The sequence below is a fragment of the Stenotrophomonas sp. NPDC077461 genome (assembly GCF_049545475.1).
Taxonomy (GTDB): Bacteria; Pseudomonadota; Gammaproteobacteria; order Xanthomonadales; family Xanthomonadaceae; genus Stenotrophomonas; species Stenotrophomonas nematodicola.
On the sequence record NZ_JBMWDO010000004.1, the window covers coordinates 18,399 to 45,050 of the forward strand.

The 26,652-nt window shown below is 68.2% G+C and carries 23 protein-coding genes; 15 read left to right on the forward strand and 8 right to left on the reverse strand.

What is annotated here, in order from left to right; all coding sequences use genetic code 11:
• The first annotated feature begins 95 nt into the window (after positions 1-95).
• The 3 genes from prpE to ACPEH8_RS08630 all read left to right on the forward strand — a co-directional run bounded on the left by prpE (position 96) and on the right by ACPEH8_RS08630 (position 3,956).
• Positions 96-1,970, forward strand: a complete 1,875-nt coding sequence (gene prpE, locus ACPEH8_RS08620; RefSeq protein ID WP_262071655.1) for a propionate--CoA ligase — start codon at positions 96-98, stop codon at positions 1,968-1,970.
• Between the two features lie 328 nt (positions 1,971-2,298).
• Positions 2,299-2,829: a hypothetical protein gene (locus ACPEH8_RS08625; RefSeq protein ID WP_423666508.1), complete on the forward strand. Its 531-nt coding sequence runs from the start codon at positions 2,299-2,301 to the stop codon at positions 2,827-2,829.
• Positions 2,830-2,906: 77 nt separating this feature from the next.
• Complete coding sequence (locus tag ACPEH8_RS08630; protein WP_153164579.1) at positions 2,907-3,956, forward strand: suppressor of fused domain protein; 1,050 nt, start codon at positions 2,907-2,909, stop codon at positions 3,954-3,956.
• Between the two features lie 70 nt (positions 3,957-4,026).
• Here ACPEH8_RS08630 and ACPEH8_RS08635 read toward each other — a convergent pair whose 3' ends face one another.
• The 5 genes from ACPEH8_RS08635 to ACPEH8_RS08655 all read right to left on the reverse strand — a co-directional run bounded on the left by ACPEH8_RS08635 (position 4,027) and on the right by ACPEH8_RS08655 (position 9,391).
• Positions 4,027-4,638 carry a glutathione S-transferase N-terminal domain-containing protein gene (locus tag ACPEH8_RS08635; RefSeq protein ID WP_017357266.1) on the reverse strand — a complete coding sequence of 204 codons (612 nt, stop codon included), beginning with the start codon at positions 4,636-4,638 and terminating at the stop codon, positions 4,027-4,029.
• A gap of 88 nt (positions 4,639-4,726) precedes the next feature.
• Complete coding sequence (locus ACPEH8_RS08640) at positions 4,727-5,185, reverse strand: cell wall hydrolase (RefSeq protein ID WP_017357267.1); 459 nt, start codon at positions 5,183-5,185, stop codon at positions 4,727-4,729.
• 292 nt (positions 5,186-5,477) lie between these two features.
• Complete coding sequence (locus tag ACPEH8_RS08645; RefSeq protein WP_017357268.1) at positions 5,478-7,511, reverse strand: NADPH-dependent 2,4-dienoyl-CoA reductase; 2,034 nt, start codon at positions 7,509-7,511, stop codon at positions 5,478-5,480.
• 142 nt (positions 7,512-7,653) lie between these two features.
• Positions 7,654-8,265 carry a YczE/YyaS/YitT family protein gene (locus ACPEH8_RS08650; protein WP_017356949.1) on the reverse strand — a complete coding sequence of 204 codons (612 nt, stop codon included), beginning with the start codon at positions 8,263-8,265 and terminating at the stop codon, positions 7,654-7,656.
• A gap of 100 nt (positions 8,266-8,365) precedes the next feature.
• Entirely contained in the window at positions 8,366-9,391 is a 1,026-nt protein-coding gene (locus ACPEH8_RS08655; protein ID WP_423666509.1) for a zinc-binding alcohol dehydrogenase family protein, read from the reverse strand.
• A 372-nt stretch (positions 9,392-9,763) separates the two neighbouring features.
• Here ACPEH8_RS08655 and ACPEH8_RS08660 point away from each other — a divergent pair, with 372 nt between their 5' ends.
• The 4 genes from ACPEH8_RS08660 (at position 9,764) to ACPEH8_RS08675 (ending at position 12,907) form a co-directional block, all read left to right on the forward strand.
• The gene (locus ACPEH8_RS08660) at positions 9,764-10,855 is read left to right on the forward strand and encodes an OmpA family protein (protein WP_017356946.1); all 1,092 of its coding nucleotides are present in this window, start codon (positions 9,764-9,766) and stop codon (positions 10,853-10,855) included.
• Between the two features lie 259 nt (positions 10,856-11,114).
• The gene (locus ACPEH8_RS08665; protein WP_017356945.1) at positions 11,115-11,621 is read left to right on the forward strand and encodes a hypothetical protein; all 507 of its coding nucleotides are present in this window, start codon (positions 11,115-11,117) and stop codon (positions 11,619-11,621) included.
• 19 nt (positions 11,622-11,640) lie between these two features.
• Entirely contained in the window at positions 11,641-12,480 is an 840-nt protein-coding gene (locus tag ACPEH8_RS08670; RefSeq protein WP_136005538.1) for a pseudouridine synthase, read from the forward strand.
• A gap of 91 nt (positions 12,481-12,571) precedes the next feature.
• A complete protein-coding gene (locus tag ACPEH8_RS08675; protein ID WP_262071651.1) occupies positions 12,572-12,907 on the forward strand; it encodes a hypothetical protein in 336 nt (111 codons plus the stop codon).
• A 75-nt stretch (positions 12,908-12,982) separates the two neighbouring features.
• Here the strand turns inward: ACPEH8_RS08675 and kbl are convergent, their stop codons facing one another.
• Positions 12,983-14,194 (reverse strand): glycine C-acetyltransferase, encoded by a 1,212-nt coding sequence (kbl, locus tag ACPEH8_RS08680; RefSeq protein WP_017356798.1) that lies wholly within the window; start codon positions 14,192-14,194, stop codon positions 12,983-12,985.
• Between the two features lie 192 nt (positions 14,195-14,386).
• On the opposite strand from kbl, the gene ACPEH8_RS08685 reads away from it, so the two are divergent.
• Complete coding sequence (locus tag ACPEH8_RS08685) at positions 14,387-15,088, forward strand: TorF family putative porin (RefSeq protein WP_017356797.1); 702 nt, start codon at positions 14,387-14,389, stop codon at positions 15,086-15,088.
• A gap of 132 nt (positions 15,089-15,220) precedes the next feature.
• Here ACPEH8_RS08685 and tdh read toward each other — a convergent pair whose 3' ends face one another.
• Entirely contained in the window at positions 15,221-16,243 is a 1,023-nt protein-coding gene (gene tdh, locus ACPEH8_RS08690) for an L-threonine 3-dehydrogenase (protein WP_026070885.1), read from the reverse strand.
• Positions 16,244-16,426: 183 nt separating this feature from the next.
• Here tdh and ACPEH8_RS08695 point away from each other — a divergent pair, with 183 nt between their 5' ends.
• The 7 genes from ACPEH8_RS08695 (at position 16,427) to ACPEH8_RS08725 (ending at position 25,126) form a co-directional block, all read left to right on the forward strand.
• Entirely contained in the window at positions 16,427-18,592 is a 2,166-nt protein-coding gene (locus ACPEH8_RS08695) for a S46 family peptidase (protein ID WP_017356795.1), read from the forward strand.
• A gap of 282 nt (positions 18,593-18,874) precedes the next feature.
• Positions 18,875-19,519, forward strand: a complete 645-nt coding sequence (locus ACPEH8_RS08700; RefSeq protein ID WP_017356794.1) for a histidine phosphatase family protein — start codon at positions 18,875-18,877, stop codon at positions 19,517-19,519.
• 46 nt (positions 19,520-19,565) lie between these two features.
• Positions 19,566-20,840: a bifunctional tetrahydrofolate synthase/dihydrofolate synthase gene (folC, locus tag ACPEH8_RS08705; protein WP_153164574.1), complete on the forward strand. Its 1,275-nt coding sequence runs from the start codon at positions 19,566-19,568 to the stop codon at positions 20,838-20,840.
• Between the two features lie 106 nt (positions 20,841-20,946).
• Positions 20,947-21,975, forward strand: a complete 1,029-nt coding sequence (locus tag ACPEH8_RS08710) for an SPOR domain-containing protein (RefSeq protein ID WP_423666511.1) — start codon at positions 20,947-20,949, stop codon at positions 21,973-21,975.
• Between the two features lie 52 nt (positions 21,976-22,027).
• The gene (locus tag ACPEH8_RS08715; protein WP_136005548.1) at positions 22,028-22,759 is read left to right on the forward strand and encodes a CvpA family protein; all 732 of its coding nucleotides are present in this window, start codon (positions 22,028-22,030) and stop codon (positions 22,757-22,759) included.
• 29 nt (positions 22,760-22,788) lie between these two features.
• Entirely contained in the window at positions 22,789-24,255 is a 1,467-nt protein-coding gene (gene purF, locus ACPEH8_RS08720) for an amidophosphoribosyltransferase (protein ID WP_017357086.1), read from the forward strand.
• Between the two features lie 10 nt (positions 24,256-24,265).
• Positions 24,266-25,126: a ferritin-like domain-containing protein gene (locus tag ACPEH8_RS08725; RefSeq protein ID WP_017357087.1), complete on the forward strand. Its 861-nt coding sequence runs from the start codon at positions 24,266-24,268 to the stop codon at positions 25,124-25,126.
• Here ACPEH8_RS08725 and ACPEH8_RS08730 read toward each other — a convergent pair.
• Entirely contained in the window at positions 25,099-26,589 is a 1,491-nt protein-coding gene (locus tag ACPEH8_RS08730; RefSeq protein ID WP_017357088.1) for a phospholipase effector Tle1 domain-containing protein, read from the reverse strand. The genes ACPEH8_RS08725 and ACPEH8_RS08730 overlap by 28 nt on opposite strands.
• Positions 26,590-26,652: the final 63 nt, after the last annotated feature.

The window sequence follows — 26,652 nt, forward strand, 5'->3', positions numbered from 1 at the left end:
CAGCGCACGCCCGGGCGCCTTACGACCAAGGTAGAACGGCTCGGCAGCCGGCATCGGACTATGCTCGATTCATGGCTTTGTCTGGGAGGGCTGTCATGCGTTACGAAGCGATGTACCGACGTTCCATCGAAGAACCCGAGGCGTTCTGGGCCGAGGAGGCGCAGCGCATCTACTGGCATAAAGCGCCGGAGCGGATCCTGGACTACAGCAACCCGCCGTTCCGGCGCTGGTTCGTGGGCGGTGAAACCAACCTCTGCTACAACGCGGTGGACCGCCATCTGGTCGAGCGGCCGGACCAGCTGGCGCTGGTGACCGTCTCGACCGAAACCGACGTCACCCGCGAGATCACCTACCGCGAGCTGTACCGCGAAGTGAATGCCTTCGCGGCGGTGCTGCAGCGACTGGATGTGCAGCGTGGTGATCGCGTGGTGATCTACATGCCGAACATGGCCGAAGCCGTGTTCGCGATGCTGGCCTGCGCGCGCATCGGTGCGATCCACTCGGTGGTGTTCGGCGGCTTCGCCGCGCACAACCTGGCGCTGCGCATCGACGATGCCGAACCCAAGCTGCTGATCGCCGCCGATGCCGGCAAGCGCGGTGGCAAAGTGATCCCGTACAAGGCGATGGTCGATGCCGCCTGCGCCGAAGCGCAGTCGCCGCCGCCGCACGTGCTGATCGTCTCGCGCGGGCTGGACCCGGCCGAGCCGAAGGTGCCGGGCCGCGACGTCGATTACGCCACCCTGCGCGCCGAGGTCGGCGACCAGGACGTGCCGGTGGTGTGGCTGGAGTCGAGCGAACCGAGCTATCTGCTGTACACCTCCGGCACCACCGGCAAGCCCAAGGGCGTGCAGCGCGATGTGGGCGGCTACGCCGTGGCGATGGCGCAGTCGATGGAAACGGTGTTCGACTGCCGGCCCGGGCAGGTGATGTTCTCCACCTCCGATGTCGGTTGGGCGGTGGGGCATTCCTACAATGTCTATGGACCGCTGATCGGCGGCTGCACCTCGCTGCTCTATGAAGGGCTGCCGACCCACCCCGATCCGGGCATCTGGTGGGCGTTGTGCGAACAGTACGGCGTGCGCACGCTGTTCTCCTCGCCTACCGCGATCCGCGTGCTGAAAAAGCATGACGTGGACTTCATCCGCCGCCACGATCTGTCCGCCCTGCAGTACGTGTTCCTGGCCGGCGAGCCGCTGGACGAGCCCACCGCGCACTGGATCAACGACGCGCTCGGCAAGCCGATCATCGACAACTACTGGCAGACCGAAACCGGCTGGCCGGCGCTGACGCTGCTGCCCGGCGTGGACATGAAGCCGGTGCGTTTCGGTTCGCCGGGGTTCCCCAATCTGGGCTATCGGATGAAGGTGATCGACGAGACCACCGGCGAGGAAGTGCCGGCCGGGCAGAAGGGCGTGCTGGTGATGACCCCGCCGCTGCCGCCGGGCTGCATGACCACGGTGTGGAAGGACGACGACCGCTTCCTGCAGAGCTACTTCAGCCACTTCAAGGAGCTGCTGTACAGCTCGCTGGACTGGGCGATCCGCGACGAGGACGGCTACACCTTCATCCTGGGCCGCACCGACGATGTGATCAACGTGGCCGGGCACCGCCTGGGCACGCGCGAAATCGAAGAGTGCATCGCCGGCCATCCGCTGGTCGCCGAAGCGGCCGTGATCGGCGTCAAGGACGAACTCAAGGGCCAGGTGCCGCTGGTGTTCGTTACCCTCAAGCAGGCCACCACCGAGCCGGCGGCGGTGATCGCGGAGATGATGCAGCGTGTGACCCAGTCGCTGGGGGCGGTGGCACGACCGGCGCACGTCCACATCGTCAACGCGCTGCCGAAGACACGCTCGGGCAAGCTGCTGCGCCGCTCGCTGCAGGCGTTGGCGGAGGAGCGTGATCCGGGGGACCTGTCCACCCTGGACGACCCGGGTGCGCTGGACGAGATCCGGCGCGCGCTGGGGCGCTGACCCGCACCGTCCGCGTCGCAGGGTGCAGGCGCGCCTGCGCGGCCCCGGAATGGGGGGGGCCGCGCCACCCGCAGGTATCCGCAGTTCCGCGCGGACGCCTGACCCGCCCGTTGCTGCACCGCATTATCGGGGGCGGCCAGCCTCAGGTAAGCTCCGGGCGTGACCGCTGCAGGCCCCCGGCGCCTGGCGTCGCGCGCTGGGGACACGGCGCGCGCGGGGACGTCGGCGTGGGCAATCGCCTGGAACGGTCGCAAGGGGGCGCACGTGCACCGGCCAACGGCTGGCGGCCGCGCGTGGCAATGCAGCAGGTGACAGGGGGAAGCACCACATGGCGTACATCCATGCCAAGACGGCCGCGGGCCGTCAGGAAATCGAGGACCGCGCGCGGCGTCTGCCGCCGTCATTGCGGTCCATTCTGTTGATGGTCGATGGTCAGCGCGATGACGATGTGTTGACCGCGGTGCTGCCGGGCCTGCGCGCGCCTGACGACGCGCTGGCGCAGCTTGCCGGGATGGGACTGATCGAGATCGTCGGCGGTGCGGTGGCACCGCCCGCCGCGCGCACGCTCACCGCCGGCCGTGAGCAGGACCCGGACCTGTACAAGCGCCTGTACGACTGGATGAGCGAATCGGTACGCAGGCACCTCGGGCTCAAGGGGTATTTCATGCAGCTCAAGATCGAGCGTTGCACCGATGCCGGCGCGCTGGAAAAACTGTGGCCGGACATGGCCGCTGCCGTCGCCAAGGCCAGGAGCCCGGCGCTGGCCAATCGCTGGCTGAGCGATACCCACGCGCTGCTCGATGTACCTGACGCACCAACGCCACCGCTGCAGGACACGGTGGCCGCGGTTCCGGGCTGACGCGTGGCGCAGCGCAAGGGTGGTGGTCGCCGCGCACCGGCGTTACCTTGCCAGGCTACACATGCAGGAGCCACGCGATGGACCCCACGAAGGACGATGACGGCACCCCGGGCTGGGATGCCATCAACGCGGCCCTGGCCGCGCTGTATCCCGGCCAGGAGCCGACGCACTACGGCACGGCGCTGCCCTACACGCTGGGCGGCAATGATCCGCTGGACGGCATCAGCGTGTACCGGGCCGACGTCCCGCGCCCGCACTGGCATTACGTCACCTACGGCTTCTCCGAGCTGTACGACAAGCAGAGCGACGACGCGGTCGACAGCGGCTACGGCTTCGAGCTGACCTTCCGCCTGGCGGTGGACGACGATGCCGCCAGTCCGCCCACGTGGCCGATGAACCTGCTGCAGAATCTCGCCCGCTACGTGTTCGCCACCGGCAACGTGTTCGAAGCCGGGCATCACATGGATGCCAACGGGCCAATCGCGTTGGACACCGACACCTGCCTGCGTCATGTGGCGTTCCTGCCCGACCCGCAGCTGCCGGCGCGCGACACCGCCAACGGTCGCCTGGTCTTCCTGCAGGTGATCGGCGTGAGCGATGCGGAGATGGCGGCAATCAAGCGCTGGTCCACCGATGGCGTGCTGCATGCGCTGGCGCCGCGCATGCCGTTGTGGATCACCGACCTGCATCGCCCCTCACTGCTTGACGATGCGGACCTGGCCCGGCAGGTGGAGGCGGGCAGCGCCCGCGACGGCTCCAGCACCGCGCTGCTGTTCGTGGAAACCCTGGCGTGGCGTGAGGAGGGTGACAGCACGGTGCTGGTGCTTGGTGCCGGCCAGGTGCCAAGCCTGCTGGACCTGCTGCCGCTGCGTCTGCGTTACGGCCACCCGCTGACCGTGATCGGCGGCGATCGCGAGTGGACCTTCCAGCCCGGTGAACGCGATGCGTTGCGCCGTGGCGAGGGCGGGATGACGTGCACGTTGACGCCGGCAAGCCTGGACGCGCTGCTGCGCGACGTGCGTGCCCAGCGCGGTCGCTACCCGTTGCCCGGTACCGGTCTGGTGGTGGAGGTAGTGCCCACCGCGCTGCGCGACGCGCAGGACAACGTCGTACGCGAGATAGGCTGAGCGGTGCGTGGCGACGATAACGAAAGAGCCCGGCATGGCCGGGCTCTTCGTTGATCGTTCGTCGTCCCGCTCAGAGCAGGCCTTCAGCCTTCAACGCGGCCTGCACGCCTGGGTCGGCATCCATGCGCTGCTTGAACGCGGCGATGTTGTCCAGGCCGGTCAGGTCGACCTTGGCGCCGGCCGCCCAGCGCAGCGTGATGTAGAAATACGGATCGGCGAAGCTGCGGAACCCGGCCAGCCACTGGCGGCCTTCCAGCTGCGTGTTGGCGCGTTCGAACAGGCCGCGCAGGCGCTTGTGCGCGGCGGCGCGGATGGCGTCGTACTGGCTTTCGTCGCCGATGTAGTTGCCCGGCCCGAACAGCGGCGAAAACGCCGGGTGCAGGTCCGAATTGACGAAGGACAGCCAGCGGGTGGCTTCGGCACGCTGCCGGGCGCTGCCGTCGCCGGCCAGACCCGCCTGGGGATGGGTATCGGCGATGTACCCCATGATCGCGGCGTTCTGGGTCAGTACGAAATCGCCGTCGACCACCGCCGGTACCGAGCCGGCCGGATTGATGGCCAGGAACGCAGGCGCCTTCAGGGTTTCCTTGGTCAGCAGTTCCACGTCATACGGCTGGCCGGTCCACTGCAGGGCAATGTGGTCGGCAGTGGAGCAGGCACCGGGCTTGCTGTACAGCTTCATGGGAACTCCGTTGCGGATGGTGATGGGTGAGCCGCTCACTATTCCAGAGCGGGCCACGCATCCTCAACGGTATGGCTGTAACAGATCGTTACGACGTGCGCGGCTTGAGTTTCTGCACGCGATAGAACGTGTGGTCGCCGATGGTGGCCACCTGGTAGGCATTGCGCCAGCTCGGATTGGCGATGGCCAAGGCGGCGAAGTGGCTCGCGCCGGGCACGATCTCCTTGCGCTCGCCCACCGGCAGCGCCCAGTTGCGCTCGGCGTCGAAGGCCACGGTCATCGCTTCCTGCCACGCGTCGGCGTTGCCAAGCTGCGTACCGGGGGCCACGATGGTCGGGGCGAACTGCTTGCGGGCGGTGACCACCTGGCACATCGAGTCGCCCCACAGGCCGCTGTCCAAGCGGCGCAGGGCCACTTCCGCGACGGCTTGCTGGCCGCGCAGGGTCTGGTCACGCGCTTCGAGGTAGACGGTCGTGCTCAGGCACAACGAATCGGCGGCCGGCTGCGGCAACAACTGCGACAGCCAGAGAATCCAGGCCAGTTTCATAAATCTCCTTGCTCCGTATGGGCCGCACCTGGCTGTCCATCCGATCATTCGGACGGGGCGTGGGGTACGACTTGGCGTCATGGGGAGGCGGCCATCGGGGCCGCCCGGTGGCGGACCCGATCAGGATGACGGGTCCGCGCGCTCACTCGAACTGGGTGGTGAGCGGGAAAGTTGGCGCACGATAGGGGGCCATTTCCCAATGCATCCTGAACCTGAAGACTTGACATTCAGGTTCGGAGGGCGGCCGAATTCGCCCATTCAGGGAGTGCCGGCCGCGCGCCGGCAACCCGTTTTACAGCGCCGCCGCCAGCTCGCTGCCCTGGCGGATCGCGCGCTTGGCATCCAGTTCGGCGGCCACGTCGGCACCGCCGATCAGGTGGGCCTGCACACCCGCCGCCACCAGTGCGGCGTGCAGATCGCGCCGCGGTTCCTGCCCCGCGCAGATCACCACGTGGTCGACCGGCAAGGTCTGTTCCTGGTCGCCCACGCGGACACGCAGGCCGGCGTCGTCCACGCCCAGGTACTCCACGCCGCCGAGCAGGGTCACGCCCTTGGCCTTGAGCGTGGCGCGGTGGATCCAGCCGGTGGTCTTGCCCAGGCGGGCACCCGGTCTGCCGGGGCTGCGCTGCAGCAGCCAGACCTTGCGGGCCGGCGCTTCCGGGGCCGGTCGCGTCAGCGCGCCGCGCGTCTCGAAACTCGGGTCCACGCCCCATTCGGCCATCCAGCGCGCCGTATCCAGCGCCGGCGACGGACCCTCGTGCACCAGGAATTCGCCGACATCGAAGCCGATACCGCCGGCACCGATGATCGCCGCCTGCGGCCCCACGACCACCCGGCCGAGCAGCACGTCCAGATAGCTGACCACCTTGGGATGGTCGGCGCCGGGGAAATCGACCTGGCGCGGGGTGATGCCGGTGGCGACCACCACCGCATCGAAGCCGGCCAGCGTGGCGACATCGGCCACGGTGCCCAGCTTCAGCTCCACGCCGGTCTCGGCCAGCCTGTGCCCGAAGTAGCGCAGGGTTTCGTGGAACTCCTCCTTGCCGGGGATGCGCTTGGCCACGTTGAACTGGCCGCCGATCTCGCTGTTGGCGTCAAACAGCGTCACCCGGTGCCCGCGTTCGGCGGCCACGGTCGCGCATGCCAGGCCGGCCGGCCCGGCGCCGACCACGGCCACGCGCCGCGCGGTGGCGACCGGGCGGTAGACCAGCTCGGTTTCATGCACCGCCCGCGGATTGACCAGGCAACTGGCGGTCTTGTTCTCGAACACGTGATCCAGGCAGGCCTGGTTGCACGCGATGCAGGTATTGATCGACTCCGGGCGGCCGCTGCGTGCCTTGTTGGCCCACGCCGGATCGGCCAGCAGCGGGCGCGCCAGAGAGACCATATCGGCCCCGCCGCCGGCCAGGATGCGCTCGGCCACATCCGGCATGTTGATCCGGTTGGTGGCGATCAGTGGAACGCGCACGTGCGGCTTGAGCTTGGCGGTGACCCCGGCGAAGGCGCCACGCGGCACCGAGGTGGCGATAGTGGGAATGCGCGCCTCGTGCCAGCCGATGCCCGAATTGATCAGGGTCGCACCGGCGGCTTCGATCGCCTGCGCCTGCTGCACGATCTCTTCCCAGTTGCTGCCGTTGTCCACCAGGTCCACCAGTGACAGCCGGTAGATGATGATGAAATCCGGCCCGCACGCCTCGCGGATGCGGCGCACGATCTCCACCGCGAAGCGCATGCGCTGCGCGGCGTCGCCGCCCCAGCGGTCGGTGCGCTGGTTGGTGCGCGGGGCGATGAATTCGTTGATCAGATAGCCTTCCGACCCCATCACTTCCACGCCGTCATAGCCGGCCTCGCGGGCCAGCCGCGCGCTGCGCGCGTAATCGGCGATGTGGCGATCCACACCGCGGGCCGACAGCGCGCGCGGGGTGAACGGATTGATCGGTGCTTTCAGCCGGGACGGTGCCACCGACAGGGGGTGGTAGGCATAGCGGCCCGCGTGCAGCAACTGCAGGCAGATCCGGCCGCCGTTGTCGTGCACCGCACGGGTGACCTGGCGATGCGGACGCACCTCCCACGGCCAGGACAGCTTGCCGCCGAACGGCTTGAGCCAGCCCACCACGTTCGGGGCAAAGCCACCGGTGACGATCAGGCCGACGCCGCCGGCCGCACGCTCGGCGAAATACGCCGCCAGCCGGGGGAAGTCGCGGGCCCGGTCTTCCAGGCCGGTGTGCATGGACCCCATCAGCACGCGGTTGCGGAGCTGGGTGAAGCCCAGGTCCAGCGGGGTGAACAGGTGGGGATAGGCGGTGGATTCGGCGGCTGGCGACATGTCGATACGCTTGCGTACGGAAGCATGAAGCGTGCCGCGAAATGGCCCCAACGGCAAGGGGCGTCTGGTGGCGGGCGGCCGTTGAGGCGGGTGATGCCCGCCGCTGGCGCCAGCCCGACGGGGCGCCGGCCAGCGGCCGGCACTACCGGGCGGCGGCTGCCGGAGTGGGCCTGTGGATGCCGAAGAAGGGCAGAGTCACGCCGCACAGGGGGCCGATCAGCAGGGCGAAGGCGAGGGTGCCCACGCCGACGTCGCCACCGAGCTGCCAGCCGATCACCAGCACCGTGCCTTCGATCAGGCTGCGCACGATCCAGATCGGCCAGCCGGTCCGCGCGTGCAGGCCGGTCATCAGGCCATCGCGCGGGCCCGGGCCGAAGCGGGCGCCGATGTACAACCCGGTCGCCACCGCCACCAGCAGCAGGCCCAGCACGAACATCGGCACCTGCCATGCCAGGCCGTGCACCTCCGGCAGCAGCCACAGCCCGAACTGCGCGCTGGGGCCGATCAGCATCACGTTCAGTACCGTGCCCAGCCCCGGCTTCTGCCGGATCGGCCACCACAGCAGCAGGACCAGTGCGCCGATCACATTGGTCGCCACCCCGAACGACAGCGGGGTCTGCAGCGCGATGCCCTGCGACAGCACATCCCACGGGGCGACGCCAATGGCGGCACGGATCATCACCGCCGCGCCGATGCCATACAGGAACAGACCCAGCAGCAGCTGGGCCAGGCGGAGGGGGAGGGACGTGGGCATGGCGCGTTCACCGGAAAGGCCCTTGAATGTAGGGCCGGCCGGGACGCGCCGACAGATACAGATGCATACCAATCCGCGCCCACAGCGGCGCGTTGGCGGGTCAGTCCCAGCCGGACAGCACCAGCTTGCCGATCACCTCCCCGGTTTCGAGGCGACGGTGCGCCTCGCGCAGGTTTGCCGCATTGATCGGGCCCAGCAGCGTGTGCGCGGTGCTGCGCAGTTCGCCGGCGTCCAACAGGCTGGCCACGCGGTTGAGAATGCGATGCTGTTCGATCATGTCGTGGGTGCGGAAACGCGCCCGCGCGAACATGAATTCCCAGTGGATGCCGATGCACTTGGCCTTGTATGGATCGCCGATGCGCAGCGCGCCGCGCGGCTCCACGATCAGCCCGACATGCCCCTGCGGTGCCAGCAGGTCGCCGATCGCGTCCCAGTAGTGATCGGTATCGGCCAGATTCAGCACGACCTCGACCTGGTCGATGCCCAGCGCCTGAAGCTGCGGTAGCAGCGGCTGGCGATGGTCGATCACATGGTCGGCGCCCATCTGCGTGCACCACGCGCGCGTCGCGTCGCGGGAGGCGGTGGCGATCACCGTGAAGCCCGCATGCCGGGCCAGCTGGATCGCGATCGAGCCGACGCCACCGGCGCCGCCGATGACCAGCAGATGCTGCCCGGCATGATGGCGGTCATCGAAGCGCAGGGGCATGCGCTCGAACAGCAGTTCCCAGGCGGTGAGCGCGGTGAGAGGCAGCGCAGCGGCATCCGCGGCGTCCAGCGTGGTTGGCTGGCGTCCGACCAGACGCTCATCCACCCACTGCCATTGGGCGTTGCAGCCCGGTCGGGTGACGTCGCCGGCGTAATAAACCGTATCGCCCGGCATGAAAGCAGTCACTTCCGGCCCGACCGCGTCCACCACGCCGGCGGCGTCGAAACCGAGGATGCGGGGCGACTCTTCCCGGCCCTCGCGCGGGGCCCGCAGTTTGGTGTCCACCGGGTTGACCGAGATCGCCTGCACCCGCACCAGCAGGTCGCGTCCCTGCGGCGGGCCCGGCTCGGAAAGCTGCAGATCCTGCAGGGCCTCGGGGTCATCGACGGGCAGGTAGCGGGTCAGTCCCACGGCTTTCATGACAGCTCCGATATCGGGGTGTTGACGCCATCATACGGTTGCTGACATTGCTGTTTCTGCGCTGAATCAATGCGGGCATCGCGCAGGGGCGAAATACTCCCGGTTGGCACCCATAGCGGGATGAATCCCGGGAAACCCTTGTCATCAAAGGCGCTTGCGCAATTTCATCAACCTGTATACGGTGCCACCCGCTGGGCCGGGTAGGGGCCTGGCCGTTCTCTTCACATGTTACGGGACTGTTAACATCACCTTCACCCTCCTGAGCATAATGTTCGCGGCGGTGGCGTGCTGAATCGGCAGTCTGAAAACGACGCAGTAGTGCTGGCCCATGCCTCTACCGGTTTCATACCCCCGAAATAGGAGCTGTACTCAATGAACAAGAAGATCCTCACTGCCGCGCTGCTGGGCGGTCTGGCTTTCGCCCAGGCTGCATCGGCGCAGGATTTTGACGACCGCTGGTACCTGACCGGTTCGGCCGGCTTCAACTTCCAGGATAACGACCGTCTGACCAACGACGCTCCGTTCGTGACCCTGGGCCTCGGTAAGTTCATCAGCCCCAACTGGTCGCTGGACGGTGAACTGAACTACCAGAACCCGAACTTCGACGCCAACCAGGATCTGAACTGGAGCCAGTACGGCGCCTCGATCGACCTGCGTCGCCACTTCATCTCCGAAGGCCGTGGCTGGAACCCGTACCTGCTGATGGGTCTGGGCTACCAGAAGTCGGAAGAAGAGTACCCGGCGCTGGACAACAACGGTCCGCGTGAGCGCAAGGACGGCAACTTCGCCGCCAAGGTCGGCGTGGGTCTGCAGACCACCTTCGAAAAGCGCGTTGCTGTCCGTGCCGAAGTGGCCTACCGCGCTGACTTCGACGACCAGAGCATCGCTGCTCCGACGGAAGACTGGTTCGGCGACGTGCTGGCTTCGGTCGGCGTCGTGATCCCGCTGGGCCCGGCCCCGACCGCGGCTGTGGTTGCTCCGGCTCCGGTTGCCCCGAGCTGCGCCGACCTGGATGACGACGGTGACGGCGTCAACAACTGCGACGACAAGTGCCCGAACTCCCAGCCTGGCCAGACCATCGGTCCGGACGGCTGCCCGGTGCCGGTCTCCATCGACCTGAAGGGCGTCAACTTCGACTTCGACAAGTCGACCCTGCGTCCGGACGCCGTGGCGATCCTGAGCGAAGCCACCGAGATCCTGAAGCGTTACCCGGATCTGCGCGTTGAAGTGGCCGGCCACACCGACTCGAAGGGCACCGACGCTTACAACCAGAAGCTGTCCGAGCGTCGCGCCACCACCGTGTACGACTACCTGACCAAGAACGGCGTGTCCGCTTCGCGTCTGGTGGGTCCGATCGGCTACGGCGAGAGCCGTCCGATTGCTCCGAACACCAACCCGGACGGTTCGGACAACCCGGAAGGCCGTGCAAAGAACCGTCGTACCGAGCTGAACGTCCAGAACTGATCTGTCTGGTTGTACAGCCTCAGAAGAGGGCCCGGCATTGCCGGGCCCTTTTTTTTGCGCCCAAACGCCAAGCGCCGGACCACTGTCATTGCCATGCGCCTTCGGTTCGGCGGCGGCAGCTACCGAGCACGCCGACGCAGGCCGCATTGGATCTTTGCTTTAAATCCAACAAGTTGCCGTATTCATTGAATGTGGGATCTTGAAAGCCGTTGTGGCGCTGTTAAACTCGGCGCGTCGACCCCTTTCCTGGATGCATCCCATGCTGCGTATCGCACTGGCCACCGTGCTTGGCCTGGCCCTGGTTCCCGCCGCCCACGCAGCCGTGGATTGTTCGGCGAACACCAGCGCTTCGCCGCTGCCGCTGCCGGCCACCGCGATCGCGCCCGTGGCCGAGGAGCTGTACATCCGCAACGTGCAGCTCGGCATGCCGGCTGGTGTGCTGACCTCCAATTTCGACCAGCACCAGTCGCTGGACCGCGTGTTGCAGCGCCTGCGCATTGATGGCTGCCAGAACATCGCCAAGGCGATGCCGGGTGCACCGGCGATCAAGCCGAACGATCCGGCGGCCTACAAGCCGCAGACCGAGTTCGACAACACGCCGTGGCGCTTTGACATGAGCCAGAACGGCAAGCGCATGACCGCCGAGGAATTCGACGCCTGGATGAAGGCGCGCGGTGTGCGCGTGGTCAAGGCGCGTCCGGCGCCGGCTGCCGTCCCGGCCGCCGCGGAAGCACCGGCTGACACCAAGCCGGGCGAGAAGAAGTAAGCCGCCGCGCGCGGAGCTCATGACCACACGCCGGCCCCCCGCCGCGTCCGCGCCCCGACCACGCCGCCCCGAGCGGCGTGCGTCCCCGCAGAAGTCCCCCTCTCCGGGCAGTGCCGGGGCCGTGCGGCACGGCCTGGCCCGGGTGCTGTCCAAGGCGGGCCTGTGCTCGCGCACCGAAGCGGCGCGCTGGATTGCCGACGGACGGGTCACGGTGGACGGGCGGGTCATCAACAACCCCGAGTACCCGATCATCGATGGGCGCCACCAGGTGCGCGTGGATGGACGCGCGCTGGATGCGCCGCGGCGCATCCATCTGATGCTCAACAAACCGCGCGGGCTGGTCACGACCGCACAGGACGAGCAGGGCCGCGACACGGTCTACCGCTGCTTCGACGGTGCGGGCCTGCCGTGGATCGCGCCGGTGGGGCGCCTGGACAAGGCCAGCGAAGGGCTGCTGCTGTTCAGCAACGATCCGCAGTGGGCCGCCCGGCTCACCGACCCGACGACCGGGCCGGACAAGACCTATCACGTGCAGATCGACACGATCCCCGATGCCGCGCAGTTGCAGGCGCTGTGCGCCGGCGTCGAGGATGACGGCGAGCGCCTGTGCGCGCGGCGTGTCGACCTGCTGCGCAGCGGCGAGAAAACCGCCTGGCTGGAAGTGGTGCTGGAGGAGGGGCGCAACCGCCACATCCGCCGCCTGCTGGCCGCCGTCGACATCAATGTGCTGCGGCTGGTGCGCGTGGCCATCGGACAGCTGCCGATGGGTGAGCTGGGCAAGGGCGCCTGGCGCGAACTCAGCCAACACGATCTGGACCTGCTGTATGCCGCGGCCAAGGGCGCTGCGGCCTCACCGTGACCTCGCGGCCTGCCGGCATGTGGCAGGCCAGTCGACCCGGGCAATGGATGGCCTTCGAAGGGACATTCCGATCATCACCGGGAGCAAGACCATGCACGTCAACTCTTTCCACCGTTTCCTCCTGCGCGGCGGCTGCCTGCTGGTACCCGTCGCGCTGCTGGGCGCCTGCGGCGGCCATAAGCAGATGGCCAAGGCGCCGCCACCGACGAGCGAACCGATCGTGGAGATCCACACGCCGGAGCTGGACGGCCGGGGCAGTTACCGTTTCCTGATGAGTGACGGCGACAGGCGCATGAGCGCCGACGAGTTCGATGCCTGGATGAAGGCCAACGGTATCCGCGTGGCCAAGGGCAACGCGCAGGATCGCGCCGCTGCGGTGGTGGTGGCCAGCAAGGAAACGGCGAAGGACAAGAAGAAAAAGAAATGACGCCCTGTGCGCGACCGGGCAAGGGCGGGCCAATGCCGTAGCGCGGGGCAATGCCCGCGCTACGGCAGGCGCTGATCACCCCTTGATGACGCCCAGCTCGACACCGATGCGGGTGAAAGCGTCGATCGCGCGATCCAGGTGCGCACGCGTATGTGCGGCGCTGATCTGGGTGCGGATGCGCGCCTGGCCCTTGGGCACGACCGGGAAGAAGAACCCGATCGCGTAGATGCCTTCCTCGAGCAGGCGCTCGGCGAATTTCTGCGCGAGCGGCGCGTCGTACAGCATCACCGGGCTGATCGGATGCACGCCCGGCTTCACGTCGAAACCGGCGGCCGTCATCTTCTGGCGGAAGTAGGCGGTGTTGTCGGCCAGCGTGCTGCGCAGGTCGCCGGCGGCGGCCAGCATCTCGAAGGCCTTGATGCCGGCAGCCACCACGTGCGGCGGCAGGGAGTTGGAGAACAGATAGGGGCGCGAGCGCTGGCGCAGCAGCTCGATCACTTCCGCGCTGGCGGTGGTGAAGCCGCCCAGCGCGCCGCCCATCGCCTTGCCCAGCGTACCGGTGATGATGTCGATCTTCTCCAGCACGCCCTTGACTTCGGCCGAGCCGCGGCCGGTGGCGCCGAGGAAGCCGGTGGCGTGGCATTCGTCGATGTGCACCAGTGCGTTGTACTTCTTCGCCAGCGCGGTGATCTCGTCCAGCGGCGCGATGAAACCGTCCATCGAGAACACGCCGTCGGTGGTGATCAGCTTGGTCCTGCAGCCGGCGGCATCGGCGGCCTGCAGCTGCGCTTCCAGGTCGGCCATGTCGCAGTTGGCGTAGCGGAACCGCTTGGCCTTGCACAGGCGCACGCCGTCGATGATCGACGCATGGTTGAGCGCATCGGAGATGATGGCGTCGTTTTCGCCGAGCAGCGGTTCGAACAGGCCGCCGTTGGCATCGAAGCAGGCCGCATAGAGAATGGTGTCCTGCTTGCCGAAGAAGTCGGCGATCTGCCTTTCCAGCTGCTTGTGCAGGTCCTGGGTGCCGCAGATGAAGCGCACCGATGCCATGCCGAAGCCGTGGCTGTCCAGCGCATCCTTGGCCGCCTGGATCAGGTCCGGGTGGTCGGCCAGGCCAAGGTAGTTGTTGGCGCAGAAGTTCAGCACCGTGCGGCCGTCATCCAGCGTGATCTCGGCCGACTGCGGGCTGGTGATGATGCGTTCGGACTTGAACAGGCCCTGGGCGCGGATCGCCTCCAGTTCTTCAACGTAGTGCTGGGTCAGCGGGGCGGTGATGGCGTCGCTCATGGCAGGCAGTCTTCGGCACGGGAAACCCGGGATTTTACCTGTCCCCGTCGGTACCGGGGCCGCCCTCCGGCGGCGGGCGGGCCGGGGCATGAGCGAAAACGGTTGCGCATGTGATTGTTGCATCGCAATATCAATCAGGTTAAAAAACCGTAAACCCCGCCGCACCTGCCCCCACGTCTGGAGAGACCCCGCATGAACCACGCCACGCGCTGCACCGCCGCCGTTGTGCTCTGCGCCGCCCTGCTTGCCCCGTTCGCCGCCGCTGCCCAGGACGAGACCGAGTCTCCCTTCAGCTGGAACGTCACCGCGGTATCGGACTACGTGTTCCGGGGTGTCTCCCAGACCGACGAGGACCCGACCCTGCAGGCCGGCTTCACCTACACCTCGCCGGTGGGCCTGTATGCGGGCGTGTGGGGCTCGGGCGTGGACTTCGGGCCGGGCGACCCGAACCTGGAGATCGACTACCTGATCGGCTACGGAGTGGATGTCACGGACGGCGTCAATTTCGACGTGCTGCTCAACCGCTACACCTACCCGGGCGCCAGCGAGCTGAACTACAACGAGCTGATCACCACCACCACGTTTGCCGAGCAGTACAAGCTCACGGTGGCCTACACCAACGACCTGTCCGGGTCCGATACCAAGAGCTGGTATTACGCGGTGGGCGGCGAGTGGGGCCTGCCCAATGACTTCACCCTGAGCGCGAACGTCGGCCGCACCTCGCTCGAGACCGATTTCGGCAAGGACTACACCGACTTCAACGTCGGCGTGAGCCGCCAGTTCGGCCTGTTCAACCTGGGTCTGGGCTACCACGGTACCGATGGTGCCGGTCGTGACAACAACGGCAGGCTGGCCGACAACCGCGTGGTGTTCACCGTGGCCGTGGGCAAATGATCTGACGCGGCGATGGGCATGAAAAAGGCGCCGAAAGGCGCCTTTTTCGTACCGACACCCGGTCGGTACCCAACCCGGCAGGGCATCACCTCCGTGGCAGGTCACGACCGGTGGTCGTGACGCGCCGCATGGTCAATTCCAGCTCAGCACGACCTTGCCGGCCTTGCCCTGTTCCATCAGGTCGAAGCCCTTCTGGAAGTCGTCGATCGGCAACTGGTGGGTGAGCACCTTGCCGAGCGGGAAGCCGGACAGTACCAGCTGGGTCATCTTGTACCAGGTCTCGTACATCTTGCGGCCGTAGATGCCCTGCACCGTGAGGCCCTTGAAGATGATCTTGTCCCAGTCGCAGCCGGCGCCCTTGGGCATGATGCCGAGCATGGCGATCTTGCCACCGTGGTACATGCAGTCGAGCATGTCGTTGAAGGCGCGCGGATTGCCGCTCATTTCCAGGCCCACGTCGAAGCCCTCCATGTGCAGGTCCTTCATCACGTCCTTGAGCGAGGTGTTGGACACGTTGACCACGCGGGTGGCGCCCATGTCGGCCGCCAGCTTCAGGCGGAAATCGTTGACGTCGGTGACCACCACGTTGCGCGCACCGATGTGCTTGCAGATGCCGGCAGCGATGATTCCGATCGGACCGGCACCGGTGATCAGCACGTCTTCGCCGATCACGTTGAACTCCAGCGCGCAGTGCGCGGCGTTGCCATACGGGTCGAAGAAGGCGGCCAGCTCGGACGGGATCTGGTCGGGGATCGGCCACAGGTTGCTGGCCGGCATCACCATGTACTCGGCGAAGGCGCCGTTGACGTTGACGCCGATGCCCACGGTGTTCGGGCACAGGTGCGGGCGGCCCCCACGGCAGTTGCGGCAGTGGCCGCACACGATGTGGCCTTCGGCCGAGACGCGCTGGCCGATCTCATAGCCGGTCACGCCCGGGCCGATCCCGGCGATGCGGCCGACGAATTCGTGGCCGATGGTCAGACCCGGCTTGATGGTGCGCTGGCTCCATTCGTCCCACAGGTAGATGTGCAGGTCGGTACCGCAGATGGCGGTCTTTTCCAGCTTGATCAGGACTTCGTTCGGGCCCGGGGTGGGGACCGGAACCTCTTCCAGCCAGATGCCCTTGGCGGCTTCACGCTTGACCAGGGCCTTCATTGTTTGCTGCGCCATCGGGGTGGAACTCGTCTGGGGGGAAACGCGGATTATAGAGCCGCCGGCAGTTTTCCCATGCTGCGTTGCGGGTGGTCCGGGGTCCCCCTGGGGGGCCATGACTTCCGGGCATCGGGGCGGGGCGGGTGCTGGGCTACACTCGGTGGTTCTTTCACCAGGGGCTGCTCAATGCGCTCGAACCTGCTCGCTTTCTCCGTCGTCGCCAGCCTTGGGCTGGTCCAGGTCGCCCATGCCGCCGAAGGCATGTGGGTGCCCCAACAGCTGCCGGAGATTGCCGGCCCGCTCAAGCAGGCCGGCCTGAAGCTGTCCCCGGAGCAGATCTCCAACCTGACCGGCGATCCGATGGGCGCGGTGGTGGCACTGGGTGGCTGCACCGCCAGCTTCGTGTCGCCGCAGGGCCTGGTGGTCACCAACCACCACTGTGCCTACGGCGCGATCCAGCTCAACTCCACCGCCGAGAAGAACCTGATCAAGGACGGCTTCAACGCACCGACCCTGGGCGATGAACTGAGCGCAGGCCCCAACGCCCGCGTATTCGTGCTCGACCAGATCACCGACGTGACCGACCAGGCCAAGGCCGCCATCGCCGCCGCCGGCAAGAACCCGCTGGCCCGCACCCGCGCGCTGGATGCCTTCGACAAGGCCCAGACCGCCGCCTGCGAAGCCGATGCCGGCTTCCGCTGCCGCCTGTACAGCTTCTCCGGCGGCAATACCTACCGCCTGTTCCGCAACATGGAAATCAAGGACGTCCGCCTGGTCTACGCGCCCCCGGGCAGCGTGGGCAAGTTCGGTGGCGACATCGACAACTGGATGTGGCCGCGCCACACCGGCGACTTCTCGTTCTACCGTGCCTACGTGGGCAAGGACGGCAAGCCGGCCGCGTTCTCGGCCGACAACGTGCCCTACCAGCCCAAGCACTTCCTGAAGTTCGCCGACCAGCCGCTGGGCGCCGACGACTTCGTGATGGTGGCCGGCTACCCGGGCCGTACCAACCGCTACGCGCTGGCCGCTGAGTTCAACGACACCGCCAGCTGGACCTACCCGACCATCGCGCGCCACTACAACGCGGTGATCGACCTGATCGGCAAGGCCGGCCAGCAGGACGCGGACATCAAGGTGAAGTACGCCGCCACGATGGCCGGCCTCAACAACACCGCCAAGAACTACCAGGGCCAGCTGGATGGCTTCAAGCGCATCGACGCCGCCGGCCAGAAGCAGGCCGAGGAAGCGGCCGTGCTGGCATGGCTGAAGAAGCAGGGCGCCGCCGGCAAGCCGGCGCTGGCCGCGCACGCGCAGCTGATCAAGCACCTGGAAGAAGGCCGCGCCACCCGCGACCGCGACCTGATCGTGGGCCAGTTCAACAACACCTCGGTGCTGGGTTCGGCAATCGCGCTGTATCGCCTGTCGATCGAGCGCAGCAAGGCCGACGCCGAGCGCGAAGCCGGTTACCAGGAGCGCGACCTGCCGTCGATCGAGGGTTCGCTCAAGCAGATGGACCGCCGCTATGTGGCGCGCATGGATCAGCAGCTGCAGGCCTACTGGCTGGGCCAGTACGCCGCACTGCCGGCCGCGCAGCGCAACAACGAGGTGCTGAACCAGTGGCTGGCGGGCAGCGACAAGGCCGCCATCGACGGTCTGGTGAGCAAGTTGTCGGGTACAAAGCTGGGCAGCCTGGATGAACGCCTGAAGTGGTTCAAGGCCGACCGCGCGGCATTTGAAGCCAGCACCGATCCGGCGATCCAGTACGCGGTGGCCGTCATGCCTGCGCTGCTGAAGCAGGAAGAGCAGAGGAAGACCCGCGAAGGCGAGTCGCTGGTCGCGCGTCCGCTGTACCTGCAGGCGCTGGCGGACTACAAGAAGAGCCAGGGCGAGTTCGTGTACCCGGACGCCAACCTGTCGCTGCGCATCACCTTCGGCAACGTCATGGGCTATGCGCCGAAGGACGGCGTGGCCTACACCCCGTTCACCACGCTGGAAGGCATCGTCGCCAAGGAAACCGGTGCCGATCCGTTCGACTCGCCCAAGGCGCTGCTTGATGCGGTCAAGGCCAAGCGGTACGGCGGTCTGGAAGACAAGCGCATCGGCTCGGTACCGGTGAACTTCCTGTCCAACCTGGACATCACCGGCGGCAACTCGGGTTCGCCGGTGCTGGATGCCAACGGCAAGCTGGTCGGCCTGGCCTTCGACGGCAACTGGGAGTCGGTCAGCTCCAACTGGGTGTTCGACCCGGTGATGACCCGCATGATCTCGGTGGACAGCCGTTACATGCAGTGGATCATGCAGGAAGTGGCGCCGGCGCCGCAGCTGCTGAAGGAACTGAACCTGGTCAAGTAAGCCGGGCAGGGCAGATCCACCGAGCCCCGCTGCGAAAGCAGCGGGGCTTTTTTTGTGGCCGGTTGAGCCGACCGTTGGCCGGCTGGCCGCGCGCGGCGCTGCACTGATCGCGGCCGCCGTCAACCGCAACCGGGTGGTCCCCGGCGCAACGTGGGCGCAGAGCGGCCAGACCGCGTCCGGCACGGGTTCGATGCGTCAACCGGGTATGATCCCTGTTCCGCGCGCTTTCACAGGATGTGAACGAAACGCCGGAACTCCTCCCCCCAAGGACCCTTTGCTCGCATGCGCATCCTGCTTGCCCGTCACGGCGAAACCCCGTGGAACGCCGAAGGCCGCTACCAGGGCCAGATCGATATCCCGCTGTCGCCGATCGGCGAAGCCCAGGCCCAGGCGCTGGGCGAACGCCTGGTCTCGGTCGACATCACCCGCGCCGTCGCCTCGCCGCTGTCGCGTGCGCAGCGCACCGCCCAGCTTGCATTGGGCAGCGCGCGCGCCGACATGCTGCTCACCGAACCGGATCTGCAGGAAATCGCCCACGGTGAGTGGGAGGGTCTGCTGGCCAGCGAAATCAACGACAAGGATCCGTCGCGGCTGAAGGCCTGGCGCGAAGAACCGGACACCGTCCTGATGCCGGGTGGCGAATCGCTGCGCCTGGTCCTGGAGCGCAGCTGGCGCGGCCTGGCCCGCGCCGCCGATGGCCTCGGCGAGCACGACACCCTGCTGGTCGTCGCCCACGACGCCGTCAACCGCGTGATCCTGTGCCGCATCCTCGGCCTGCCGCTTTCCCGCCTGTGGACCTTCCGCCAGGCGCCGACCACCCTCAACCTGCTCGAAGGTTCCGACCTGGACAGCCTGGAAGTGGTTCGCCTGAACGACTGCGCCCACCACACGCCGTTCTTCGGCGAAGCCAAGCACCGCGCGCTGTAACGCCGTCCCGTCCCGCCCCGTCGTCCGCCACATTGATCCAACGCCCATGACCATCGCCCGCCCGCAGACCCTCACCGACTGGCTCACCTACATCGAGCAGCAGCACCCGGCCACCATCGACATGGGGCTGGACCGGGTGCGTACCGTGGCGCAGGCGATGAGCCTGGGCGCGCCGGCCGCCCGTACCATCGTCGTCGGCGGCACCAACGGCAAAGGCTCGACCGTAGCCTTCATCGAGGCCATCGCACGTGCCGCCGGCTGGAAGGTCGGCGCATACACCTCCCCGCACCTGCTGCGTTACAACGAACGCGTGCGCATCGATGGCCAGGACGTTGCCGACGAGGCACTCGTCGCTGCATTCGCCGCGGTTGAACAGGCGCGCGGGCAGACCACGCTGACCTATTTCGAGTATGGCACCCTTGCCGCGCTGCACCTGTTCGCCGCCGCCGGGCTGGACCTGGCGGTGCTGGAGGTCGGTCTGGGCGGGCGCCTGGATGCGGTCAACATTGTCGACGCCGACGTGGCCGTGATCACCACCGTGGACATCGACCACAGTGACTGGCTCGGCGAAGACCGCGAGGCGATCGGCACCGAGAAGGCCGGCATCATCCGCGGCTGGAAGCCGGTCATCCTCGGTGAAACCGATCCGCCGTCCAGCGTGCTGGCCCGCGCCTACGTGCTGGGTGCCAACGCGATCCGCGGCGGCAGCGACTTCTTCGCCGACGTCATTGACGCACAGCACTGGCGCTGGCGCGACGTCGGGTTCCGCATCGACCTGCCGACGCCGGCGCTGCGTGGGCCGATCCAGCTGCGCAATGCCGCCTCGGCGATTGCCGCGCTGCGCGCGCTGGACAAGCCGTTGCCGCGCGCGGCGTTCGTGGAGGGCATTGCCAATGCGCGCATCCGTGGCCGCCTGCAGTCCTTCGACCGCAACGGCGTGGAGGTGCTGGTCGACGTCGGCCACAATCCGCAGGCCGCACGCGAGCTGGCCGCCGCGCTCAAGGCCGCACCGGCCGCCGGGCGCACCGTGGCCGTGTTCGCGGCACTGCAGGACAAGGACGCCGCCGGTGTGGTCGAGGCGTTGGCGGCGCAGGTCCAGACCTGGCACCTGGCCGGCCTGGACGGCGCGCGTGCGCAGAGCGCCGAGGCGTTGCAGGCGCGCCTGGCCGGCACGGCCGCGGCCGATGGCAACCGCCATGCCAGCGTGACCGATGCGCTGCACCAGGCCCTGCGGGATAGCCAGCCCGGTGATCGCGTGCTGGTGTTCGGTTCCTTCCACACGGCCGCGCAGGCCCTGCAGTGGCTGGAAGCGACAGCGTGAATCCCGTCGGCGGTCCTGTGCCGCCGTTCAGCCGCATTCGACGCCGCGCGTGCGCGCGACCGTATAATCGCCGTGGCATTCCGCCGCGCCGCCCTGCCTGCCTTCCGTGGATACTCCTCTGAAACAGCGACTGATTGGTGCCATCGTTCTGGTGGCTTTGGCTGTGATCTTCCTGCCCATGCTGGTCAAGGGCCCCGCGCCGGACAGCGGCGTGGCCAATGTGCCGATCACCGCGCCGGCTGCACCGTCAGACGGACAATTCGAAACGCGAGAGTTGCCCCTGGTGGCGCCGACCGGGGCCGCCACCGGCCTGCAGAGCGGGGTGTCCAGCACCCAGCCGCTGGCCGACACCAGTGCCGTGGCTGCCGATGCGGCGCCGGCTGACACCTCCCCGGCCGTGGCTGCGGGCAATTACGCGGTCAGCTTCGGCGCCTACGGCAGCCAGGCCGATGCCGACGCGGTGATCGCCTACCTCAGGAAATCGCAGCTTCCCGGGTTCAGCGAGCCGGCCACGATCAACGGCCGCCCGGCCTGGCGCGTGCGCGTGGGGCCCTACGCGGATCGCGCCCAAGCCGAGTCGGCCCGCCTGCAGGCAGTGAAGGTGCGCAGCGACGTCAAGGCCGAAGTAGTGACCTTGGACGCCCGTGCCGACAGCGCCGTGGCTGCCACACCCACGCCGACGCCCGCTGCCGCCCCGGCCAGCGCCTCCAGCGCCACCCCGGCCGCTGCAGCCGCCAATACGGTCAAAACCGAAGCGCTGCCGGCCGAACCGGTGGCGGCCGCCAAGCCCGAGCCGAAGCCGGCCGCGCCCAAGCCCGAGCCCGAGCCGAAGCCGGCCCCCGCCAAGCCGGCACCTGCAGCCGCCACCGTTTCCGCACCGGCCGCACCGGCCGCCAGCAGCGTCGGGTTCGCCGTGCAGCTGGGCGCCTTCGGCCAGGCCGCTGAAGCCAATGCACTGCGCGACAAGGTGCGCGCGGCGGGCTTCAGCGCCTTCGTCGAGCAGGTCCGCACCGACAAGGGCACGTTGAACCGCGTGCGCGTCGGGCCGGTGGCCAACCGCGCCGACGCCGAAAACCTCAAGGCCCAGGTCGCGGCCAAGGTCGGCGTGGCCGGCATGGTCCGCCCGCACCCTTGAGCCCCGGCATGCACCGGCTGCCGGCCCCACGGCCCCACCGCGGCGTGCGGGCGTGATCGACATCGTGCTGCTGGCGCTGATCGGCACTTCGGTGCTGCTCGGGCTGATGCGCGGGTTCGTCGGCATCGTGGTCGCCACGCTGTCCTGGCTGCTGGCCGGCTGGGCGGCGTTCCTGTTCGGCAACGACGCCGCGCACTGGTGGGCTGCACCGGCGGCGCCCGGCACCGGCCATTACGTGGGCGGCTACCTGGGCGTGTTCCTGGCGGTGATGATTGCCGTGGGCGGGATCGGAATGCTGATCAAAGCGGCCGTGAAGGTGACCTGCCTGACCGGCGCCGACCGCCTGCTGGGCGGGGCCCTGGGCCTGGTCCGTGGGGCGTTCCTGGGCTGCGTCCTGCTGATGCTCGCCGCCTTCACGCCGCTGCCCGACGAGGCCGCCTGGCGCGACTCCCAGGTCCGCCCACTGCTCCAGCCCGGCGTGCGCTGGATGCAGGCGCAGCTGCCCGAGGTGGCGCTGCCGGAGGTGAATCTGCCGCAACTGCCTCCGCTGGAATTGGGCAAGCCGCTCGCGACAGGCGATAATGGCGTGCTTGGCGAGGTAGTGGCAGGGCGCGGATGGCCGCGTCCGGTTGACGAGGCGAGGGACCCGGTACCTGCCGACGCTGCGGCGCGCGGACCGGCTTCCACACTGCCCACCAACATCGAGCCGGCGCGCGCGCGTCCGGACGACACCGCTCCCTCGCGGAACGGTTCCCCCGGCCAGGCACGGCCACCTTCACTGTAGATGGGCACAGCCCAGCGGAGATTCGCACCATGTGTGGCATCGTCGGAATCGTCGGCAACCAGAACGTCGCCGGGCAGTTGTATGACGGCCTGACCGTCCTCCAGCATCGCGGCCAGGATGCGGCCGGCATCGCCACCGCCGATGGCACCCGCCTGCGCGTGCAGAAGGCCAACGGTCTGGTCCGCGACGTGTTCGACGCCAAGCGGATGTCGACCCTGGAGGGTCGCGTCGGCATCGCGCATGTGCGCTACCCGACCGCCGGTTCGGAAGGCATGGATGAAGCGCAGCCGTTCTACGTCAATTCGCCGTATGGCATCGCGCTGGCCCACAACGGCAACCTGATCAACACCGAAGCGCTGCGCCAGCAGGTGTTCGAACAGGACCGCCGCAACGTCAACACCGATTCGGACAGCGAAGTGCTGCTGAACGTATTCGCCTACGAGCTGGACGCGCAGCGCCAGCTCACCCCGGAAGCGGCGATCCGTGCCGTGGCCGGCGTGCACCGCCGCTGCAAGGGCGGTTATGCGGTGATCAGCGTGGTGCTGGGCCTGGGCCTGGTCGCCTTCCGCGATCCGCATGGCATCCGCCCGCTGGTGCTGGGCAAGCGCGCCCATGCCGAAGGCGATGAATACATCGTGGCGTCCGAGTCGTCCGCGCTGGACGTGCTGGGCTTCCAGCGCGTGCGCGATGTGCGCCCGGGCGAAGCGCTGGTGATCACCGCGCGCGGCGAGCTGTTCTCCGAAGTGTGCGCCGAGCCGGCCGAGCACAGCCCGTGCATCTTCGAGTACGTGTACTTCGCGCGCCCGGATTCGATGATCGACAACGTCTCGGTGCACAAGGCGCGCATGCGCATGGGCATCAAGCTGGGCGAGAAGATCCTGCGCCTGCGCCCGGACCACGACATCGACACCATCATTCCGATCCCGGACACCTCGCGTGACGCCGCGCTGGAGATCTCCAACACGCTCGGGGTGAAGTACCGCGAAGGCTTCATCAAGAACCGCTACATCGGCCGCACCTTCATCATGCCGGGGCAGGGCGAGCGGGTGAAGTCGGTGCGTCGCAAACTCAATCCGATCCACCTGGAATTCCGCAACCGCGTGGTGCTGCTGGTAGACGATTCGATCGTGCGCGGCACCACCAGCCAGCAGATCGTCCAGATGGCGCGCGACGCCGGTGCGCGCAAGGTCTACCTGGCCAGCGCCGCGCCGCCGGTGCGTTACCCCAACATCTACGGCATCGACATGCCGGCGGCCGAGGAACTGGTCGCGCACAACCGGAGCGTCGAGGAAATCGAGGCGCACCTGGGCTGTGACTGGTTGATCTACCAGGACATCGAGGACATGGAAGCGGCGGTGCGCGAAGGCAATCCGGAGCTGAAGACGTTCGACTCCTCGTGCTTCAACGGGATCTACCCGACCGGGATTGAACCGGGCTACTTCGAGCGCATCCAGCAGTTGCGTTCGGACGATGCCAAGCACAAGCGGCGCGCCTGAGGCCGTTGGCATGGGCGAGGCGATGGACACTGCCGCCGGCAACCTGCTGCGCGCCGCGCAGCAGTGCCTGGCCGAGCCCGATCCGCTGCGCAAGGTCGCGCTCACCCAGCACTACGCGGCGCAGTTCCGCGCCGGGCGCCTGAAGGCACCGGCCGAGGCGCCGCCCCCCGAACCAATCCGCATGCCGGGCCGCCCGGTGCGGCCGACCCTGGTGCACCCGCGCGAGTTGCCGCGACGCGGCCTGGGCAGTGCGGAGGGGCGCGCTGCGTTCATCCACGCCATCGCCCACATCGAACTCAATGCCATCGACCTCGCGTGGGATGCGGTGTACCGCTTCCGCGGGCTCCCCGGATCGTTCCACGCCGACTGGGTGGGCGTGGCGGACGACGAGTCGCGTCATTTCATGCTGCTGCATGGTCGCCTGCAGGCCCTGGGCCATGCCTACGGCGACTTCGACGCGCACAACGGCCTGTGGGAGATGTGCGAGAAGACCGCGCATGACGGCCTGGCACGGATGGCGCTGGTGCCGCGCGTGCTCGAAGCGCGCGGGCTGGATGTGACCCCGGGCATGATCGTCAAGCTGCGTTCCAGCGGCGATGCCGACACCGCCGACGTGCTGGAGATCATCCTGCGCGAGGAAGTGGCGCATGTGGCGGCCGGCTCGCGCTGGTACCGCTGGTACTGCACCCGTGCAGGCGTCGAACCACGGCCGCGCTTCATGGCACTGCTGAAGGAGTACGCCGGCGGTTTCCTGTATGGCCCGTTCAATCTCGAAGCGCGGCTGCTGGCCGGGTTCGACGAGGACGAACTGGCCGAACTGATCGAGCAGACCGAGATGCGCGGTCAGGCGTTGGCCAGCACCACGCGCTGACCGTCCTCGGTCGGCCGGTTCACGTAGAACAGTCCCGGGCCGGGCCGATAGGGCAGCTCGCGGGCGGCCTCGTCGGCGGCGTACAGCAGCGCCGTATCGCCCAGCGCATCGAAATTCCAGTGGGCCGACTGCATCACGTAGCGCTGCCGCAGCAACCGTTCCTGCGCGGCATCCAGCGGCTGGCCGGCCAGCAGGCGCGCGGCAATGGGCAGCAGCGGTGCCGGCAGAGCCAGCGCCGGGTCCTGGTCCGGTGTGGCCCGCCAGGGCACGCCGGCCGCCGCCGCCCGCTGGTGCAGCAGGCGCAGTGCGATCCACTGGTAGCGCGGGTCGATGGACCGCCGCAGTACCACCGCCGCGTAGACGTGCAGCGTGGGCAGCAGGCGCACGCTGCGGCTGCCGGCCCGACGCTGCTGCTGCCACTGGTGCCACACGTCGACCCACACCGCCTCGTCGCCCAGGCTCAAGGTGGCCTGCCACTGGCGACACTGCGCCTGTGCACGACGATGGACGTCGCTGGCACGCAGCAGCGACAGGGGCGGCGTCGCGCCGTCGGCCAAGCCGTGGTCATCGAGGATCTGGCCGAGCGGGCGGGTCAGCAGTTTGGGGCCTTCCACCGTCTGGTCGTAGCCGCCGCCGATGTTGGCGTGCACACCGGGCAGGGCGATTTCCTCGTGCGGCGGTGCCACGCTGGTCAGCGCGAAGTGCTCGCGATGTTCGTCGCGGGCGGTGAGCTGCAGCACCGTGTCCGCGCAGTCGGCGGCGAGTGCGACCTCGGGCAGCTGGTCGCGCTGGCGACGATCGACCGCCACCACGGTATCGAGCAGCCCGACGAAACGGACCCGGCGCGCTTGCCCGGGGAACGCCGGCGCCAGCGCCAGCCCGGCGCGCACCAGTTGTTCACGCAGCCAGGCCGCTCCCTCGGGGCGCGCAAGGCGATTGACGGCATCGCGTGCGGCGGCGGCACCGCGCGAATAGCCGAACAGGTCCACCCGCACCGCGGCGATCGCCGGCAGCCTGGGCTGCCGGGCCAGCGTGCGCAGGGCATCGGGCAGCAGGACGTCCAAGGCGCGGTGGACCTTGGCGCGCACGCCGGTCCGGCCAACGCCGAAGGCCAGGCCCATCAGGTCGTCGTCCTTGCCGGTGCGCGTGCCGACGCCCTCGATGTAGATCGCCAGTGACAGCGGGCCGGCGGCCGGGTGGCCCGTGCCGCGATGGTCCGGGTACAGGCCGTGCAGACGCGCAATGTTGGTCAGGCCATTGCTGTAGCTGCTGGTCAGCCGGCTCTGGTAGGGCGAGGCATCGTCGGCGCGGATCGCCGGCGGGCGTGGAGCGGGTGTGGTGCTGCCGGGCGGACGCGAGGCGTGCCGCAGGTTGTCGGCATTGTTGCGGGTGCCGTCGAAGAACAGGCCGATCTGCAGCGGTACCGCCGCTGCCGTGCCTTCATTGCCATGTCCCCCCGCCATGTCGCTCCTGCCCCCCGGTCGATGCCCGATCACGTTAGCGCGAAACCGGGACTGGCGCGACGG